Raw genomic sequence first — 18,395 nt, forward strand, 5'->3', positions numbered from 1 at the left:
CCCGTCCTTTTTTTCATGCGAAAAGAAGGGAATTCACACTTCCTGCTCTACAATAATGGAGTAGATTGAAGGAAGAAGGTGGTCGACGTGCGCATTCGGACGAAACTCATGATTGCGGTGGCCGTGAATATAGTCGTGTTTGTCGGAGTCATCTTTTTTGGGGTCCGCCCTTATTTTATCGAAAAAAGCATGGAACAAGACCGGCAGACGGTCGAGAGTCACGTCGCGAGCGTGTCAGAGACGCTTGCCAATCGGAAGCATACGCTCGAGCGCACACTCGTCGACTGGGCTGTCTGGAATGACACGTATACGTTCGTGCAGCGACGGAACGCCTCCTATGTTCAAAGTAACATTAGTGAGGAATCGCTTGAAAACTTGAGCGTAAACGCCATCGTCTATTTGGATCAGAACGGAGAAACTTTCTATTCGTCGTTCCGTTCAGCGGGCACGACGTTGTCAAAATCCGATCAACAAACGCTCATCAAGGCGGTCACTTCTCGATTGAGCAATCAGGAAGGTATGCAAAACGGCATATATGCGAGTGATTTCGGTCCGACGCTGTACGTAAGCCACCCGATTTTACGAAGTGATAGTAGTGGTCCAAGTCAAGGTACGCTCGTCATGTTCGAGTTCGTGGATTCGGCATTTCTGGCGGACATGAGCACTCAGACGAAAATTCCATTGACGATTCAACCTGCGCGTCAAAATCAGACGGTCATCACGGATGGCGATGCGGGGACCAACGTTGTGATTCCACTTGGCACGGTGTTTCAACAGTCCGATTTCGAAGTCAAATTCACCGTCGAACAAACACATTATGAAAATACGGTGGCGATGTTGCGACTCGGGATGATCGCCCTCGTCGTCCTTGGGCTCGGCCTGTTCTTTTCGTTGCTATGGACGATTCACCGGGTCGTGATTCGGCGACTCATGGAAATCGTCAGTGAGTTGAAAGTGATCACGCTCGAACGGGATAGTCGGCTCCGGCTCAGTCGTGATGCGAACAGCCACGATGAGATTGAACAGATGGCAACGAGCATGAATGAAGTGCTCGCGGCACTCGAAGACACACGTGCCGAAGTGATTGATCGGGCGTTCCGTGACGCGTTGACGGTGCTCCCGAACCGGCTCGCGCTTGAGGACTACTTCTCGAACATACGCGGCAAACAAGACCAAATCGGCGTGCTCGGTTTGGACTTGGACGATTTCCGGCGCGTCAACGACCAGTATGGACACCGGACAGGCGACGCCGTCCTGATTTATATCGCTTCCCGACTTAACTTTTATAAAGAAGACGGATTTGTCGCCCGAATCGGTGCCGATGAATTCATGTTCGTCCACCCAAGCTGGACGCTCGAACAATTGCAGCCGGTCGCCCGGCGTTTGATCAAAGACTTGAAGGATTGGGCTGAAGTCAACGGGGTGAAGGGGATGGCGGCGACAATCGGTATCGATGTGTTCACTTGTGCCGAACCGCACCATACGTACGAGATGATGATGGGGCGGCTCGATGTCGTCATTCATGAGGCAAAACTTTCAGGAAAGAATCGAGTGCTCACGTTCCAAGAAATTGAGGATGGAAGCCACTACTTACAGACGCTCGAGATGGAGCGTGACTTGCGCCATGCTCTCGAACATGATGAATTCGAACTATATTATCAACCAATCGTGTCGCCGCGACCGTTTACCGTACGTGGCGTGGAGGCGCTCGTTCGTTGGAATCATCCGACGAAAGGTCAAATCTCACCTGGACTGTTCATACCTGTCGCCGAACAGCTCGGTCTCATCTCTGATTTGGGTCGTTGGGTGCTCGAACAAGCGGTCATAGAGATGAAAGACCACGTGGAACGACATCACTTGTTCCTATCGATTAACGTGTCGAAGCGCCAAATCGCCGACGGATCGTTTTTAGCTTCATTAGAACGAGTGTTGATGAGTTCGAAGTTTGACCCTCACCGTCTCCATGTGGAAATCACCGAGAGCGAGGTCGGCGGCAATTTATATGAGCTTCAGCAGTTCATTCAATCGCTCAAGGCCATCGGCGTCAAAATCTCGCTCGATGACTTCGGGGTCGGCACGTCGTCGCTGTCGTTTTTACAGTCGCTCCAACTCGACTTGATTAAAATCGACCAGAATTTCGTCAAAGGGATTCCGGAGAACACGTTTGACCGGGCGTTGCTCGAAGGATTATATCAGACGTTCCACACGCTCGGGCTCGATATCGTCACCGAAGGAGTCGAACGTCCAGAGCAGCTTGCCTTCGTGCTCGAACATAGCAGCTCCCTCATTCAAGGCTATCATTACAGCAGGCCCGTTCCGCTCGCTCAACTCGAGCATTATTTGAAAAAGACGGTCACGATGTATGAATGGTGAAGGCGTCTCCCGCGGGAGACGTCTTTATTTGTGTGAATTTCATGTGAATTCCGTTACAATGGGCAACATAGCTTGCGAGCCTTTCAGAGAAAAGGTAAACTTGAATCAGATGAAAGAAAACGCTTACAAAATTATTTTCTAATAATAATGGCGAGGCGATTAAGGGAGGATTGGGTTCGATGCCACCAAAACGATCGGCGCGGGCACCGTGGTCTAAAGCGATGATTCGGTCACAATTAGAAGTCGTGAGCCAAGTCAGACCACCTTCGCTCGTATTGACGAATGCCACATACTTAAACATGTACGTGAAGCAGTGGAAACAAGCAAACATATGGATTGAGCATGACCGAATCGTCTATGTCGGGCCAGATGTACCGAAAGCCGCCGTCGAGACGGTGGATATGTCAGGGAAATACATCGTGCCGGGCTATATCGAGCCGCACGCGCATCCATTCCAACTATATAATCCGGCGACGCTATCGAAGTATGCAGGTGAGCGGGGGACGACAACGCTCGTGAATGACAACATGCTTCTTTTTTTACAAAATAAGGAGCAAGCGTTTGCGCAACTGGAAGCGATGCAACAGCTTCCGACGAGCACGTACTGGTGGGCGCGTCTCGATACGCAGACCGAACTTGACCGTGATAGCGTCCTCGTCGACTCCGAGCGGATTCACGCTTGGTTCAATCACCCGGACGTCATCATGGCCGGAGAATTGACGGCCTGGCCGCGAACGTTAAAAGGTGATGACGAGATGCTTCAGTGGATGCTCGATGCGGAGACGTGCGGGCTCCCGGTCGAAGGACACTTCCCAGGTGCCTCGGCGAAGACGTTGACGAAGATGGCGCTGATGGGTGTTCACAGCGACCATGAAGCGATGACGGCCGAAGAAGCGCTCTGCCGGCTTGAACACGGTTATACGACGACGCTCCGTCATTCCTCAATCCGTCCCGACCTACCGGGCATCATCCGTGGTCTGCTCGACGCAGGACTCGAGGCGTTCGATCATCTTATGGTCACGACAGACGGTTCGACGCCAGGCTTTTATCAAGACGGGCTCCAAGACGCACTCGTAAAAATCATGATTGAGGCCGGATTGCCTCCGGTTGAAGCGTACCGCATCGTCTCGTTGAACGTGGCGCGCCACTTCGGGCTCGATCACGTCCTCGGTTCGATTGCGCCGGGACGCATCGCCCATCTCAATATTCTTGATGCGATTGATGAGCCACGGCCGACCGCTGTCATTGCTAAAGGGCAATGGATTTATCGGGACGGGACGTCCGAATTTCCGAACGAGCTCGTCGATGCGGCGCTTGCCTTGATGCCGTCAACGAACGTCGACATCGAACTGACGCCGAACGATCTGTCGTTCAGCATGCCTGTCGGGCTCGACATGGTCAACTCGGTCATCATGAAACTGTTCAAAATCTCACACGACACCGGTCAAGACGAATTGCCGCGTGACGGGGACGAGTCGTTCCTCATGTTGCTTGATAAAGAAGGGAAGTGGCGCCTCAACACGGTGCTGAAAGGATTTGCCAACGACTTCGGTGGGCTTGTCAGCTCGTATTCAATTAGCGGCGACTATTTAATTCTCGGAAAATGTAAACGCGACATGATGACGGCGTTCGAGCGGATGAAAGAACTTGGCGGCGGCATCGTCCTCGTCGACCGCGGTGAAATCGTCGCAGAAATCCCGCTCCCGCTCTGTGGCATGACGTCGAAGGAACCGGTCGAACAACTGATTGTCCAAGAAGAAGTGTTGCGGGCTGAGCTCCTCGCACGCGGGTACAAGTTCGAAGATCCGATATACACGCTCCTGTTCTTGGCATCGACGCACTTGCCGTACGTCCGGGCCACGCCACTCGGAATTTACGAAGTGATGAAGAAACAAATACTATTTCCGGCAATTTTACGATGAACAGTTGAGTCCGAGCCGGTCGTGCTTTAGAATGATAAAGAAGTACGATGAGAGAGGATGCTTGCGGATGCAACTCGATAAATTACGAGGACGAGAGCTCGATCAGCTGTTTGAGGCGATTTTGAAGCTCGATACACTCGAAGACTGTTATCAACTATTTGAAGATTTAGCGACCGTGAACGAAGTACAGGCGCTCGCCCAACGGCTTGAAGTGGCCCGCCAAATTCGCGAAGGTAGCACATATCATAAAATTGAAGAAGCGACAGGCGCTTCGACAGCCACCATTTCCCGCGTCAAGCGTTGCTTGAACTACGGGTCTGGCGGTTATGATCTTGCCCTTGAACGTCTACAACAATCAGAAGGTGACTCGTAAGAGTCATCTTGTTTTTGATGGGAGAGGAGGGGCGAGATGCAAGACAAGTTTATGAAACGAAATGTACAGCTGTTCTTTCGAAACCTGACACCGGTCCAGACGCTCGTACTCATCTATAGTGCGGCGGTCGTGTTGTCGATCATTCTGCTCGCCTTACCGATTGCGCGACAGCCGGGTGTCACGATCACGTTCACCGATCTCGTCTTCTTCGCGGTCAGCTGTGTAAGCGTCACCGGCTTGACGCCAATCGTCGTGACGGAGACGTTTTCGACGTTCGGGCTGTTCATCATCCTGTTCATCGTTCAAGTGAGCGGGGTCGGTCTGATCAGTTTGCACGTCATCATGTGGATTTTGCTCGGAAAGCGCATCGGTTTTCGCGAGCGGCAGCTGATTTTACGGGACCAGAACCAGACGTCGATGTCTGGAATCGTGAAGTATATTGCGGAAATCGTCATCACCGTTATCACGATTGAAGCGATTGGGGCAATCATACTCGGAATCCATTACTTAAATTACTTTGATACGGCCAGAGAGGCGTTCCTGCAAGGGCTGTTCGGTTCAATCAGTGCGACGACGAACGCCGGGTTCGATATCACCGGCAGCTCGCTCGCGCCGTTTCGGGAAGACCCGTTCGTCATCTTTACGCAAATCGCGCTCATGACCGGTGGCGCCATCGGGTTCCCGGTCCTCGTCGAGATTCGCACCTACTTGACGAACCGAATTATGCGGAAACGTGAAAATTTCCCGCGCCGTTTCTCGTTGTTCACGAAATTGACGGTATCCACGTTCTTCGGATTGATTGCGGTCGGGACCGTCGGCTTGTTTCTATTTGAATACAATAACGCGTTCAAAGACTTACCGCTCTGGCTGGCGCTCTCGGATTCGTTGTTCCAGTCCGTGACGACGCGAAACGGAGGCTTGACGACGGTCGACGTCAACCTCTTCTCGGAAGGCAGTATGTTATTGTTATCGATTCTGATGTTCATCGGGGCGTCCCCGTCCTCGGTCGGCGGGGGGATTCGGACGACGACGTTCGCCGTCGCCGTGCTCGGGGTCGTCGCGTTCATTCGCGGGGACTCGTCCATCAAAATTTTCGGGCGTGAGATTGTGCTCGAGGATATTTGGAAAGCGTTTGTCATCATCACGGTGTCACTCGCTGTCCTGCTCACGGGGGTCATGGTGCTCACCTTCTTTGAAGACGCATCGCTTACCCGCATCTTGTTCGAGGCGTGCTCAGCGTTCGGAACGACCGGCTTGTCGGTCGGTCTGTCGGCAGAGTTCAGTAACGTCGGAAAATGGGTGCTCACGATTTTAATGTTCATCGGTCGAATCGGTGTCATCGCCTTCATTTTGATTTTGCAGCGGAGACAGCCGAAACGGATGTACAATTATCCGAAAGAATCAATCATCTTAGGCTAAGGAGCTCAGATCATGAAGGCTTTTTGGATCAATTTTGGTTACGTGTTCGCCGTCCCGGTCTTACCGTTCATCGCGGTCGTAAACGGAACGGCGCTCTGCTCGCCGGATTCACCGTTACTCGAGATTCCAGTGCTCGGCTTCTTTTTGGCCAATCCGCTCTGGTTCATCCCAGTTTACGGACTGTTCGCACTCGTCGTCGCCAAATGGATGACGGCCCGCGAACAAAAGACGCACGCTAGACGTGCTTGAGACTTGCCTCGGCAAGTCTTTTTTTGTTCAACAGATGCAAGCGACAGGAAAAATCGCTACACTAGAGAAGGTATCGAATGGGAGGGAAGCCGAATGGATTTTCAATCGTGGCGCCACGTCTTTAAACTTGATCCGAATAAACCGCTCGATGATTCGGCGCTCGCGGCGCTCATCCGTTCGGGCACGGACGCTTTCCTCATCGGCGGGACGGACGGGGTCGACGCGGAGAACACGTTCGCGCTCTACACTCGTCTCGAAGGGTGCGGCATTCCGCTCGCGCTCGAGATGAGCCATCCCGAGCAAGTGATTCGAGGCTTCGACCACTATTTCATTCCGACCGTCTTGAACGCGGGCACCGTGGACTGGGTCATCGGTCATCAAACGAGGGCGTTCGAACGATACGGACACTTGTTTCATGCGGATGTGACCGGACAAGGGTATATCGTTTTGAATCCAGATGCGAAAGTGGCCCACGTGACCAAGGCGAAGACCGATTTGTCCATCGAGACAGCCATCGCTTATGCGGAAGCGGGACATCGCTTGTTCCACCTGCCTTCCTTGTATGTGGAGTATAGCGGCACGTTCGGATCGGTCGAACTCGTCCAAGAAGTGCGGCTAGCGGTGCCGGACGCCCATCTGTTTTATGGGGGCGGCATCACCGGATACGAGGCAGCCCGGGTGATGGCTGAACACGTCGATACAATCGTCGTGGGCAATGTGATTTATGACAATTTCGAAGGAGCGCTTGCGACTGTCGCGGCACTCCGATAAAATAAGAACAAATGTTTGGATAGGGAAAGGAAACGATTATGTATAACTTGAGTGAAGAATTAGTCAAAGGCATGAACCCTCCGCAAGCGGAGGCGGTCAAATATACGGACGGCCCGTTGCTCATCATGGCCGGAGCAGGGTCTGGGAAAACACGTGTCTTGACGCATCGCGTCGCCTACTTGATGGCGTCGAAACAAATCGCGCCGTGGAACATTCTCGCCATTACGTTCACGAACAAAGCGGCCCGCGAGATGAAAGACCGGATCGCCCGCCTCGTCGGTGGCGTCGCGGACGATATTTGGATTTCAACGTTCCACTCGATGTGCGTCCGGATTTTACGGCGCGACATCGACCGCATCCGTTATGACCGGAACTTCTCGATTCTCGACTCGTCCGATCAGTTGACGGCCATCAAACAAGTGCTTAAAGAGTTGAACCTTGACCCGAAAAAATATGAGCCGCGGACGCTCCTCGGTATGATCTCGAACCATAAGAACGAGCTCCGCACTCCACAAGACGCGGCCGCACTCGTCGGCAACAACCCGTACGAGAAAGTCATCTCGGACGTCTACACGGCGTATGAGAAGAAATTAAAGCAAAACAACGTGCTCGACTTTGACGACTTGATCATGAAGGCGATTCAGTTGTTCCAAGAAGCGCCGGACGTGCTCGCGTTTTATCAGAAGAAATTCCAATACATCCACGTCGACGAGTATCAAGATACGAACCGGGCCCAATACACGCTCGTCAAGTTGCTCGCGCAGGCACATGAGAACTTGTGTGTCGTCGGTGACTCGGATCAGTCGATTTATCGCTGGCGCGGTGCCGATATCGCCAACATCTTGACGTTCGAGAAGGATTACCCGAGCGCGCACGTCATCTTGCTCGAACAAAACTATCGGTCGACGAAGCGGATTTTGGAAGCGGCGAACGGTGTCATTCAAAACAACTCGGGTCGAAAAGACAAGCAGCTTTGGACCGAGAACGTCGAAGGCGAGAAACTCCTCTTGCATGTCGCCTCGGATGACCGGGATGAAGCGTTCTTCATCATCAATCAGATGAAGGAGCTCCGCCAAGAAGGTATCGATTACGGCGAGATGGCCGTCCTGTACCGGACGAACGCCCAATCGCGTGGACTCGAGGAAATGCTCCTCAAGTCGAACATCCCGTATAAGATGGTCGGCGGGACGAAGTTCTATGAACGAAAAGAAATCAAGGATATCTTGGCGTATTTGCGCTTAATCGCCAACCCGGACGAGGACATCTCATTCGTCCGTGTCGTCAACGAACCGAAGCGCGGCATCGGCGCCGCGACGGTCGATAAGCTCGGCGACTTCGCCGGGATGCAAGGCGTGTCGCTCATGGAAGCGATTCGTGACATCGAACTGTCGGGCATTGCGCCGCGCACAGCGACGAAGCTCACCGAGTTCCGTCAATTGATGGTCGATTTGCGTCAAATGGCCGACTACTTGTCCATCTCGGAATTGATTGAAGAAGTGTTGAAGAAGTCAGGCTACGAAGAGATGCTCAAAATCGAGAAGACGCTCGAAGCCGAGAGCCGCCTTGAGAACTTGCAAGAGTTCCTCTCGGTCGCCCAAAACTTTGAGAAAGAGAGTGACGAGCAGACACTCGTCGCCTTTTTGACCGATTTGACGCTCGTCTCGGACCTCGACACGCTCGAAGAAGTCGACGAGTTACACCAAGTCACACTCATGACGCTACACTCGGCCAAGGGACTTGAGTTCCCGGTCGTCTTCTTGATTGGGATGGAAGAAGGGTTGTTCCCGCACAGCCGTGCCTTGAACGACCCGGAAGAGATGGAAGAAGAACGCCGTCTCGCGTACGTCGGCATCACGCGGGCCGAGAAGCGTCTCTATTTGACACGGGCCCAGTCCCGCATGTTGTACGGGCGTTTCCAAAACAACCCGGAGTCGCGCTTCTTGCACGAGTTGCCAGAGACGCTCTTGGAGCGCTCGGGCAAAGCGAAGAAGCCGATGCCATGGAATCCAGTCGAGTCGCCGGGGAAACTTCCTGTGAACGGCTTCAGCTCGAAACCGAAACCAAAACTTGCCCAGTCGTCCGGCGCCGAATCAATCGGTTGGAACGTTGGGGACAAGGCCAATCATAAGAAATGGGGACAAGGCACGGTCGTTCAGACGCGTGGCGAAGGCGATCAGCTCGAGCTCGATATCGCTTTCCCGGCAGTCGGCATCAAGCGCCTGCTCGCCAAGTTTGCCCCAATCGAAAAAGCGTGAGGTGATCATATGGAGATGGCAGAACGCGTTGAAGCGATTCGTCAAAAGTTAAATCAATACGGGTATGAATATTATGTGCTCGACCGACCGAGTGTCCCGGATGCGGAATACGACCGTCTCATGAACGAATTGATTGAAATCGAGACGGACTATCCGGAACTCCGGAGTCCGGATTCACCGACGCAACGTGTCGGCGGCGTCCCGCTCGATGCGTTCGTCAAAGTGACACATGACACGCCGATGCTGTCGCTCGGGAACGTCTTCTCCAAAGAAGAACTCGTCGAATGGGTCGAACGGATTGAGAAAGATCTCGGCTACAGTCCGCTGTTCGTCGCCGAGCTCAAGTTTGACGGGCTCGCCGTGTCGCTGAAATACGAAGAGGGTCGGCTCGTCCGTGGCGCGACGCGCGGGGACGGGACGACTGGGGAAGACATCACGCAAAATTTGAAGACAATCCGCTCGATTCCGCTCCGGTTGAACGAGGACGTCACGTTCGAGGTGCGCGGTGAGGCGTACATGCCGAAACGATCGTTCGAACATTTGAACGACGAGCGGGAACGCCTCGGCGAACCGCTATTCGCCAACCCGCGCAATGCGGCGGCAGGTTCGCTCCGGCAGCTCGACTCGAAAATCGCGGCGTCGCGGAATTTGGCATTCTTCGCCTACGGGCTCGTCTCGACGGACGATCTCGTCGCCTCGCATGACGAGTCGCTCGAATATTTGCGCCGTCTCGGGATTGCCGTCAGCCAAGAATACACGACGTGTCATACGGCCGATGAGTTATGGGACTATATTGAAACGTATGTGACGAAGCGGTCGGAGTTGCCGTACGAGATTGACGGCATCGTCATCAAAGTCGCAGCTTACGAAGAGCAAGAACAGCTCGGCTTCACGGCGAAAAGTCCGCGTTGGGCCGTCGCGTATAAATTCCCGGCCGAGGAAGTCGTGACGACGATTGAAGACGTCGACTTTAGTGTCGGGCGGACCGGGAAAGTCACGCCGCGTGCGCGGTTCGCACCGGTCTCGGTCGCAGGGTCGACCGTGACGTATGCGACGCTCCATAACGAGGACTTCATTGTAGAGAAGGACCTTCACATCGGAGACCGTGTCGTCATCAAGAAAGCGGGGGACGTGATCCCGGCCGTCGTCTCGGCGCTCGTCAGTGAGCGGACCGGGGAGGAAAAGGAAATCGTCTTCCCGTCGCATTGTCCAGCTTGTGAATCTGAACTCGTCCGGTTGGAGGGCGAGGCGGACCACCGCTGCGTCAATCCGGAATGCCCGGCCCAACTGCTCGAAGGGCTGATTCATTTCGTATCGCGCCCCGCGATGAATATCGATGGGCTCGGTGAGAAAGTGATTACGCAACTCCATGCGTCTGACCTCGTCCATAACGTGGCCGACCTATATCGTCTCGACCGGGATGCGCTGCTCGCACTCGACCGGATGGGTGAAACGTCGGTGACGAACTTGCTCGCGGCGATTGAACAGTCGAAACAGAACTCGCTCGAGCGCGTCTTGTTCGCGCTCGGTATCCGCCTCGTCGGACAAAAAGCGGCCGCGTTGATTGCGGAACGGTTCGAGACGATGGAAGCGGTCATGGAGGCATCCGTCGACGAGTTGACGTCAATCGATGGTATCGGTACGAAGATGGCTGAATCGATCGTCTTATACTTTGAGAAGCCGGAAGCTCGTGACCTCGTCCGTGACCTCGGCGCTGCAGGTGTCAATCTGACGTTCAAAGGTGCGAAACGACCGGTCGCTGACGCTGATGCGCCGCTCGCCGGGAAGACAGTCGTCTTGACCGGGAAACTGCATGAGATGACGCGTGGCGAGGCCGGTAAGCAACTTGAACTACTCGGTGCAAGCGTCACAGGCAGCGTCAGCAAGAACACCGACCTCCTCATCGCCGGCGAGAAGGCAGGGTCGAAATTGACGAAAGCCGAGTCACTTGGCATCGAAGTGTGGGATGAGGCAGCGTTGCTCGCCTTCTTAGCCGACCGATCTTGAACGAGGTCCTCCGTAGGGAGGGCCTTTTTTCATTGACCTGATTTTCAAACGTTTCCGTTTTCGAGCAGATTCGTGCCCTCATGGGACGGGTAATGATTAGTATCTACAAATACTTTTCGACACCAAGACCTTACACCACGACTCGCGCACACTCATCCTCCATCCCTCTCCCGTGCCGGAGCGTGTCATCGCAGACGTTCGTCACACCTTAGAGGAGGGGACCATCATGCAACGCACCAACCGACGTTTCATCGCACTCATCACATTCGTCCTCGTATTGATTGGCATGTGGGCACCGCATGGAAGTTACGCCAACACGACAATGACACCTACGCCAATTTATGCACAAATTGATTTGAGCCCTGAAGAAATCGAAGCGTACGATGACGCGAGTTTGATTTACGCGGACGTCACGTATTACGGGGCGCGTGAGACGTCAACGATTTGGCGGTTCATGATTGATGCGACAGAGGTCGACTTGACGACGATCGATCAAGTCACCTTGTATGATAAAGCCGGTGTTCCTTATTCATTTCCGAACGCCGTCTATGCGTTTCAGATGGAGGAGCTTGCAGGTGAGTCAAGCGAACCGGGCGATGATGGGACGGAGACCGTTCCAGACGTCGACACACCGGTCGAGCCTCCGCTCGTTGATCCAGAGCCATCACCAGAGGAACCTGTCACAGAAGAAGTGGCCGCACCCTCCGCTAATCCGGCAGTTGCCATCGAGCAATTGGTGCTCGGTGCCGATGGGCCAATCGAGCGTGTGTTAAGCGGAGATTTAGTGACACATCGGCTCGTCATCGATGTGACGGGCGCTCCAATTGAGAACTTGTCTGTGACCAACACGGTGCCCGAAGCGTTGACCGTCGTCGCGGATTCGGTCGAAGTGCTCGGTCCGGAAGGCTCGGTCGCTCCAACGACCGTGAGTGGGCTGCCTGCATTTGAATGGACGTTCCCGACGATACCGGTCGGGACGACGACGATTCAATTCGACACGTTCGCACCAGACGTGACGAGTGAGACCGTCGTGACGAATACGTTCTGTATCGGTGTCGAAGACGAGGCTGTCCCGTCAGCTTGTAAGGAAGCGAGCGTCACGGTCGTACCGAACGAGACGATTGGCCTTGAGGTTGGGAAAGAGGCAAACATTGACCAAGCCGTCGTCGGTGGGATGATTCCGTATACGTTCGTCATCGAGAATACAGGCGAGACGGCGCTCACAATCACGTCCATCGAAGATGAGTTCTTTAGCGGCGACATCGACGCCAAGGCGGTCGATACGTTTAATGCAAACGTCCGCGAGCGCTTATTGGCACTCGTCGGCGATGATGGGCTTCTCGCTGGGGAACGAGTCGAGGCGACCGTCAACTTATCGATTCCAACCGATTACGATTGGACGAGCGCCCCTGAAATCGGGAACGTGTTCCGCGTCGCTGCGACCGATGCTTACGGTCGGATCATCGATGCCGAGAGTCAACAAATCGTCTTATTGAATCAAGCCGACTTCACCGTCACGAAGATGGCGCGTCCCGAGACGGTGCATCCAGGTGAGGCGATTCGCTATACGTATACAATCACGAACACGTCGAACGTCACGTTGTACTTCGTCGACGTCCTCGACGAATGGACGAGCGGGGCGTTGACGACCAAAGAACAGCGCGAGACGACCGAGACGCTTCGAGACGGAATGCGTGCCCTGGCTGAAGTCGAGAACGGACTAGTCCCAGGCGAAGAGGTCGTACTCGAGATGGAGAAAGTACTCTTGCCATCTTACGATGTGCGGGCCGGCGCAGTGCTCACGAACCGGACGACGTTCACGTTCGAAGTCAATCGTGAGGTGCGCGTGTCGCGGACGGTCGAGGCGACCGTGCACGTGAAGCAAAGCCTTCCAAAACCGGACGACGATAACCGTGATGACCAAGATGAATCGGTTTATGTGCCGGAACCGACGACTCCGGTGACGCCAGACCAAGCGACCCTCCCGATGACAGGCACGACCAAAACGTGGGGAACGGTACTCGGACTCGTCTTGATCGTGCTCGGTCTCTTGTTCTTGACGCATCGACGTCGCCCATCCCCGAAAGCATGACGTGGACACCCTTCAACTCGAGTTGAAGGGTGTTTTGCTGTGAATTGGCACTGATTCCGCTTCGACACTTTTTTCAACGGATGATTTTGTTATAATGGACAAAGTGTAACGAAACGAATCATTAAAGGAGTTCTGACATAGATGAAATGGAAACAAATGCTCATCCCAGCTCTCGCCGCAACGGTTTTTCTCGGTGGGTGCTCTATGAAAATCCCGATGGGGGAAGAAGAAGTCACACCGACAGGCGAAGAGACGGCAGCCGAAGGGGTCACGCAAGCGATTCAAGCGCGTGATTCATATTACCAGATGGTCATTCCGTTTAAACCGGCTGCGGCCAGAGGGCTGGCGCAACGTCAAGTCAGCTCATCGCTCGAGCTCGAAGAAGTGGAACTCGGCCTCATGCGCCATTCGACCGGCGCGTTCGATCCGGAGAAGTACGCCTATCAAGAAGGGCAGCTATTGACGAGTGAAGATGTATCGCGTCTGCTTGGCCGTAAAGACAAAACGTCAGAAGGTCTCGTCCCGCTTAACCCGGCGTATGCGAACGGCACGGCCGAAGTGGCCGAAGACCAGTTCGTCGAGGGGAATAAAAAGTCGCCACTCTATTTGGCATCGCTTGTCGAACAAAACTATATGACGAAAACGGATAGTGGGTATCAACTCGGCGGTGTGTCATTCGCCTTGATTTTGAATCAAGAGTACGTGTTCCAGGCTCCGAATTTCGGTCCGACGTATACGGAAAAGTTGGACGAAAAGAAAGTCATCGCTGAAGGAGAACGCATGGCGAATGAACTCGTCGCCCAGTTGCGGAAACGTGAGGACTTTAAAGACCTCGATATTAACGTCGCGTTGTATATGAAAGCGCCGCAAGGTTCACCGACACCAGGGAACTATATCAAATCGGCATTCGTCGGCTCAGCTAATGAAGTGGCGGCAAACGACTGGACCGCCATCGATGAGACATATTATTACTTCCCGTCCGCCACGGCGACGACAGAAGTGCGCGACGATGCCCAAAAGTTCTCCCTCTTCAGTGATCGGATTGCCGATGTGTTCCCGGATTTCAGCGGAATGATCGGGAAGGGCTTCTATCAAAACGGCGAGTTGTCACGAATCGAAATCGACATCCCAATCCAGTTTTATAGCCGGGCCGAGCTCGTCGGGTTCACCCAACACGTCGTCGGTCTGCTCGAGAACCGGTGGGAGTACAACCGGAACGTACCGGTCCGCATTAACGTCACCTCACTCGGTGGCCAACAAGAAGTGACCATCGTGTTCGAAGAAGGCATGGACAGTCCAAGAGTATATTTCTAATCGTAAGAAGGCATCGTGATGAAACGGATGCCTTCTTTTTTTCGTATGCTAAGTAACGAGGAAATTCTTTGACCTTCTTTGACCAAATCGGTAGAATAGACTTAACAGAATCGGGTAAGAAATAGGTGAGGTGAAACGAGATGGCAAAAAACTATTATGACGTCCTTGGCGTGCCGAAAGAGGCGTCCGACCAAGACATTAAGCGAGCGTATCGAAAACTGGCAAAACAATACCATCCGGATGTGAACAAAGACTCGGACGCACAGGACAAGTTCAAAGCGATCCAAGAAGCGTTCGATGTGCTGAGCGATCCCGATAAGAAAGCGAACTATGACCGCTATGGCAGTCCAGAAGGGCCGACGTTCGGCGGAGGGACTTACAGCGGCGACGGATATGGGGAAGGGTCGGCCCAGTTCGAAGACTTGTTCCGCCAGTTTGGCGGCGGGTCACGGACAACGTCGCGGACGTTCGGGTTCGAGGACATGTTCGGCAGCTTCTTTAATCAAGCGGTCGAAGAAGACCTCGATGAGACGGTCCGTGTCAACGTCCCACTCAGTCAATTGACGTCTGATTCCAAAGTGAGTCTGCGTCTCCAGACGGGGACGGTCAACGTGAAAATCCCGCAAGGCGCCCACGAAGGGCAAAAGTTACGGCTCAAAGGTAAGAGTAGCAAGGTCGGACAAGCGGGTGACCGCGGCGACGTGTACGTCGAGCTGCATTTCACGGATGATGATACGTACCGTCGAGAAGGAGCGAACGTCATTACCGTCAAACGGTTGCGCCCGCTCGCTTTCCTCGACGGCACAGAAGTCGTCGTGGCGACATTAGATGGTGGCCGGGTCAAACTGAAAGTGAAACCGGGGTCACGCCCGGGTCAACGGATGCGCATCCCAGGGCGCGGGTTCATGACCGCCTCGAAAGTCCGGTCGGATCTCTTCGTCCAACTCGAAGTCGACTTGCCGCTAGACGCCGGCCACCGATCTGTTTACGAACAACTCGAACGTTGAGCCTAAGGAGGAAGCAAAATGGATTTCAATCGATTTACCGATAAAGCACATGAAGGCATCGTCAGTTCGCAGGCACTTGCGAAACAGTACCACCATAGCGAGATGAACGAATGGCACGTCTTGGCGTCGATGATTTCACAAACGGACGGCATCGCGCCGCTCCTACTGCAAAAAATGGAATTGAGCGTCGCCGACATCGAGGCCGAGGTCGCGATGGCACTCAAGAACGCACCGAAGCTTCAGACGCCGACGACGCCGATGATCTCGGCCTCGCTGTTGAACGTGTTGACGACGGCGGAACGGGAAGCGACCGGTATGAGTGACGAGTACGTCTCGGTCGAGCACGTCCTGCTCGGCATCATTATGAATAAGAGCCAAGCGCAAAGCATGCTCGAGCGCAAAGGTGTGACCGAAGAGAAACTACGCGAGGCGCTTGTCGCCGTCCGCGGAAATCGGCGCATCACGTCGAAGTCGCCGGAAGCGACGTATGATGTCTTGACGAAGTATGGCCGCGACTTGATTCAAGAAGTGAAGACCGGGAAAATCGATCCCGTCATCGGGCGCGATAGCGAGATTCGGCGCGTCATCCGCATCTTGAGCCGGAAGACGAAAAACAATCCGGTCTTAATCGGGGAGCCGGGTGTCGGGAAGACGGCAATCGTCGAAGGGCTCGCCCAACGCATCGTTCGCGGCGACGTTCCGGAAAGCTTGAAAGATAAGACGATTTTCAGCCTCGATATGAGTTCGCTCGTCGCCGGGGCCAAATATCGCGGCGAATTCGAAGAGCGGCTCCAAGCTGTCTTGAACGAAGTGAAAGAAGCGGAAGGGAAAATCATCCTCTTCATCGATGAACTGCACACGATTGTCGGAGCCGGCAAGTCCGAAGGGGCGATGGATGCCGGGAACATGCTCAAACCGATGCTCGCCCGCGGCGAACTCCACTGCATCGGCGCGACGACACTCGATGAGTATCGCCAATATATCGAGAAGGACCCGGCACTTGAGCGCCGCTTCCAACAAGTGCTCGTCAACGAACCGGACGTCGAAGACACGGTGTCGATTTTGCGAGGTTTGAAAGAACGCTTCGAGATTCACCACGGTGTCCGCATACACGACAACGCGCTCGTCGCAGCGGCAGTCTTATCGAATCGCTACATCACCGACCGATTCATGCCGGACAAGGCGATTGACCTTGTCGACGAGTCGTGTGCGATGATTCGGACGGAGATGGAGTCGATGCCGGCCGAACTCGATGAACTCGTACGTCGCGTCATGCAACTCGAGATTGAGGAGGCGGCTTTGAAGAAAGAAAGTGATGACGCCTCGAAGAAACGACTCGATGCGCTGCAACAAGAACTCGCCTCAATTCGCGAACAGTCGGACGCGCTCCGACTCCGCTGGGAGAACGAGAAAGAGTCGACGCACCGAGTGCAACACATCCGTGGCGACTTAGAAAAAGTGAAGCTCGAACTGCAAGAAGCTGAGAGCCGCTACGATTTGAACCGGGCCTCCGAGCTCAAATATGGCCGTATCCCGGAACTCGAGCGTGAACTCGCGGAAGCAGAACGGCTCGCCGGTTCGGTGACACGTGAACTCGTCCGCGAAGAAGTGACCGAGGAAGAGATCGCCGAGGTCGTCTCGAAATGGACGGGCATTCCCGTGACGAAATTGACCGAAGGAGAACGAGATAAGTTGCTCAACCTCGAGACGGTGCTCCATCAACGTGTCTTTGGACAAGACGATGCGATTCGCCTCGTCAGTGATGCCGTCATTCGGGCTCGAGCCGGCATTAAAGATCCGAACCGTCCGATTGGATCGTTCCTCTTCCTCGGGCCGACCGGTGTCGGGAAGACCGAACTCGGGAAAGCGCTCGCCGAGGCGATGTTCGACTCGGAAGACCATATCGTACGTCTCGACATGAGCGAGTATATGGAGAAACACGCCGTGTCGCGTCTCGTCGGAGCACCTCCGGGTTATATCGGCTATGAAGAGGGTGGCCAGTTGACGGAAGCGGTCCGCCGCAACCCGTACTCGGTGCTCCTGCTCGATGAGGTCGAGAAAGCGCACGCCGATGTGTTCAACATCTTGCTGCAACTGCTCGATGATGGTCGCTTGACCGATTCGCACGGACGCGTCGTCGACTTCAAAAACACAATCGTCATCATGACATCGAACATCGGGGCCGACATCTTGCTCGAAGCGGCGAAAGATGGTGTCATCGATGAGGCGGAAGAACGCCAAGTCATCGAGCGGCTCCGCCGCCACTTCCGTCCCGAGTTTTTGAACCGGGTCGATGAGACGATTTTGTTCCATCCGCTCACGCGGGCCCAAATCGGCCAAATCGTCGAAAAAGCAGTCGCGCGCATGGGTAGTCGCTTGACGGCGCGCTCGATTCAAATCGAGATCACGGATGCCGCGAAAGTGTTCATCGCCGACGAGGCGTATGAGCCACAGTTCGGGGCCCGTCCGATCAACCGGTACGTACAACGGACGATTGAGACGAAACTCGCCCGTAGCATCCTCGCCGGAGACATCGAGGACGGCCAGACGGTCGTCATCGATGTCGAGAACGACGAGCTGACGCTTCGTCCCGCAACGGTGACGCATTAAACA

12 protein-coding genes are annotated in these 18,395 nt (G+C 54.4%); all 12 read left to right on the forward strand.

The genetic code is table 11. The annotated features are described in order from the left end of the window. Positions 1–87 precede the first annotated feature (87 nt). The 12 genes from KNP81_RS09675 (at position 88) to clpB (ending at position 18,392) form a co-directional block, all read left to right on the forward strand. Positions 88–2,373 carry a bifunctional diguanylate cyclase/phosphodiesterase gene (locus KNP81_RS09675; protein WP_286038442.1) on the forward strand — a complete coding sequence of 762 codons (2,286 nt, stop codon included), beginning with the start codon at positions 88–90 and terminating at the stop codon, positions 2,371–2,373. A 179-nt stretch (positions 2,374–2,552) separates the two neighbouring features. Beyond that, positions 2,553–4,295, forward strand: coding sequence for an adenine deaminase C-terminal domain-containing protein (locus KNP81_RS09680; RefSeq protein WP_214719790.1), 1,743 nt, complete (start codon positions 2,553–2,555; stop codon positions 4,293–4,295). A gap of 67 nt (positions 4,296–4,362) precedes the next feature. Then, positions 4,363–4,668 carry a YerC/YecD family TrpR-related protein gene (locus KNP81_RS09685; RefSeq protein WP_034781303.1) on the forward strand — a complete coding sequence of 102 codons (306 nt, stop codon included), beginning with the start codon at positions 4,363–4,365 and terminating at the stop codon, positions 4,666–4,668. 36 nt (positions 4,669–4,704) lie between these two features. Then, positions 4,705–6,087: a TrkH family potassium uptake protein gene (locus tag KNP81_RS09690; RefSeq protein ID WP_214719791.1), complete on the forward strand. Its 1,383-nt coding sequence runs from the start codon at positions 4,705–4,707 to the stop codon at positions 6,085–6,087. 12 nt (positions 6,088–6,099) lie between these two features. Further along, positions 6,100–6,336 carry a hypothetical protein gene (locus KNP81_RS09695; protein WP_021065206.1) on the forward strand — a complete coding sequence of 79 codons (237 nt, stop codon included), beginning with the start codon at positions 6,100–6,102 and terminating at the stop codon, positions 6,334–6,336. A gap of 93 nt (positions 6,337–6,429) precedes the next feature. Continuing rightward, complete coding sequence (gene pcrB / locus KNP81_RS09700; protein WP_214719792.1) at positions 6,430–7,107, forward strand: heptaprenylglyceryl phosphate synthase; 678 nt, start codon at positions 6,430–6,432, stop codon at positions 7,105–7,107. A gap of 38 nt (positions 7,108–7,145) precedes the next feature. After that, positions 7,146–9,362, forward strand: coding sequence for a DNA helicase PcrA (pcrA, locus tag KNP81_RS09705; RefSeq protein WP_214719793.1), 2,217 nt, complete (start codon positions 7,146–7,148; stop codon positions 9,360–9,362). Positions 9,363–9,371: 9 nt separating this feature from the next. Next, positions 9,372–11,369: an NAD-dependent DNA ligase LigA gene (gene ligA / locus KNP81_RS09710; protein ID WP_214719794.1), complete on the forward strand. Its 1,998-nt coding sequence runs from the start codon at positions 9,372–9,374 to the stop codon at positions 11,367–11,369. A 226-nt stretch (positions 11,370–11,595) separates the two neighbouring features. After that, positions 11,596–13,461 (forward strand): DUF7507 domain-containing protein, encoded by a 1,866-nt coding sequence (locus KNP81_RS09715; RefSeq protein ID WP_214719913.1) that lies wholly within the window; start codon positions 11,596–11,598, stop codon positions 13,459–13,461. 141 nt (positions 13,462–13,602) lie between these two features. Next, positions 13,603–14,775 (forward strand): CamS family sex pheromone protein, encoded by a 1,173-nt coding sequence (locus KNP81_RS09720; RefSeq protein ID WP_214719795.1) that lies wholly within the window; start codon positions 13,603–13,605, stop codon positions 14,773–14,775. 140 nt (positions 14,776–14,915) lie between these two features. Next, on the forward strand, positions 14,916–15,782 hold the full coding sequence (locus tag KNP81_RS09725) for a DnaJ C-terminal domain-containing protein (RefSeq protein ID WP_214719796.1): 867 nt from the start codon (positions 14,916–14,918) through the stop codon (positions 15,780–15,782). 18 nt (positions 15,783–15,800) lie between these two features. Beyond that, complete coding sequence (gene clpB, locus KNP81_RS09730) at positions 15,801–18,392, forward strand: ATP-dependent chaperone ClpB (RefSeq protein ID WP_214719797.1); 2,592 nt, start codon at positions 15,801–15,803, stop codon at positions 18,390–18,392. Positions 18,393–18,395: the final 3 nt, after the last annotated feature.

It is taken from the genome of Exiguobacterium sp. s149, from assembly GCF_018618395.1.
Lineage (GTDB): Bacteria > Bacillota > Bacilli > Exiguobacteriales > Exiguobacteriaceae > Exiguobacterium > Exiguobacterium chiriqhucha.

Excerpts from the sequence above, each read along its gene's own strand:
- KNP81_RS09695 (WP_021065206.1), top strand. The coding sequence starts at position 6,100 with ATGAAGGCTTTTTGGATCAATTTTGGTTACGTGTTCGCCGTCCCGGTC.
- KNP81_RS09725 (WP_214719796.1), top strand. The coding sequence starts at position 14,916 with ATGGCAAAAAACTATTATGACGTCCTTGGCGTGCCGAAAGAGGCGTCC.
- pcrA (WP_214719793.1), top strand. The coding sequence starts at position 7,146 with ATGTATAACTTGAGTGAAGAATTAGTCAAAGGCATGAACCCTCCGCAA.
- KNP81_RS09680 (WP_214719790.1), top strand. The coding sequence starts at position 2,553 with ATGCCACCAAAACGATCGGCGCGGGCACCGTGGTCTAAAGCGATGATT.
- ligA (WP_214719794.1), top strand. The coding sequence starts at position 9,372 with ATGGAGATGGCAGAACGCGTTGAAGCGATTCGTCAAAAGTTAAATCAA.
- KNP81_RS09685 (WP_034781303.1), top strand. The coding sequence starts at position 4,363 with ATGCAACTCGATAAATTACGAGGACGAGAGCTCGATCAGCTGTTTGAG.
- pcrB (WP_214719792.1), top strand. The coding sequence starts at position 6,430 with ATGGATTTTCAATCGTGGCGCCACGTCTTTAAACTTGATCCGAATAAA.
- clpB (WP_214719797.1), top strand. The coding sequence starts at position 15,801 with ATGGATTTCAATCGATTTACCGATAAAGCACATGAAGGCATCGTCAGT.
- KNP81_RS09715 (WP_214719913.1), top strand. The coding sequence starts at position 11,596 with ATGCAACGCACCAACCGACGTTTCATCGCACTCATCACATTCGTCCTC.
- KNP81_RS09690 (WP_214719791.1), top strand. The coding sequence starts at position 4,705 with ATGCAAGACAAGTTTATGAAACGAAATGTACAGCTGTTCTTTCGAAAC.
- KNP81_RS09720 (WP_214719795.1), top strand. The coding sequence starts at position 13,603 with ATGAAATGGAAACAAATGCTCATCCCAGCTCTCGCCGCAACGGTTTTT.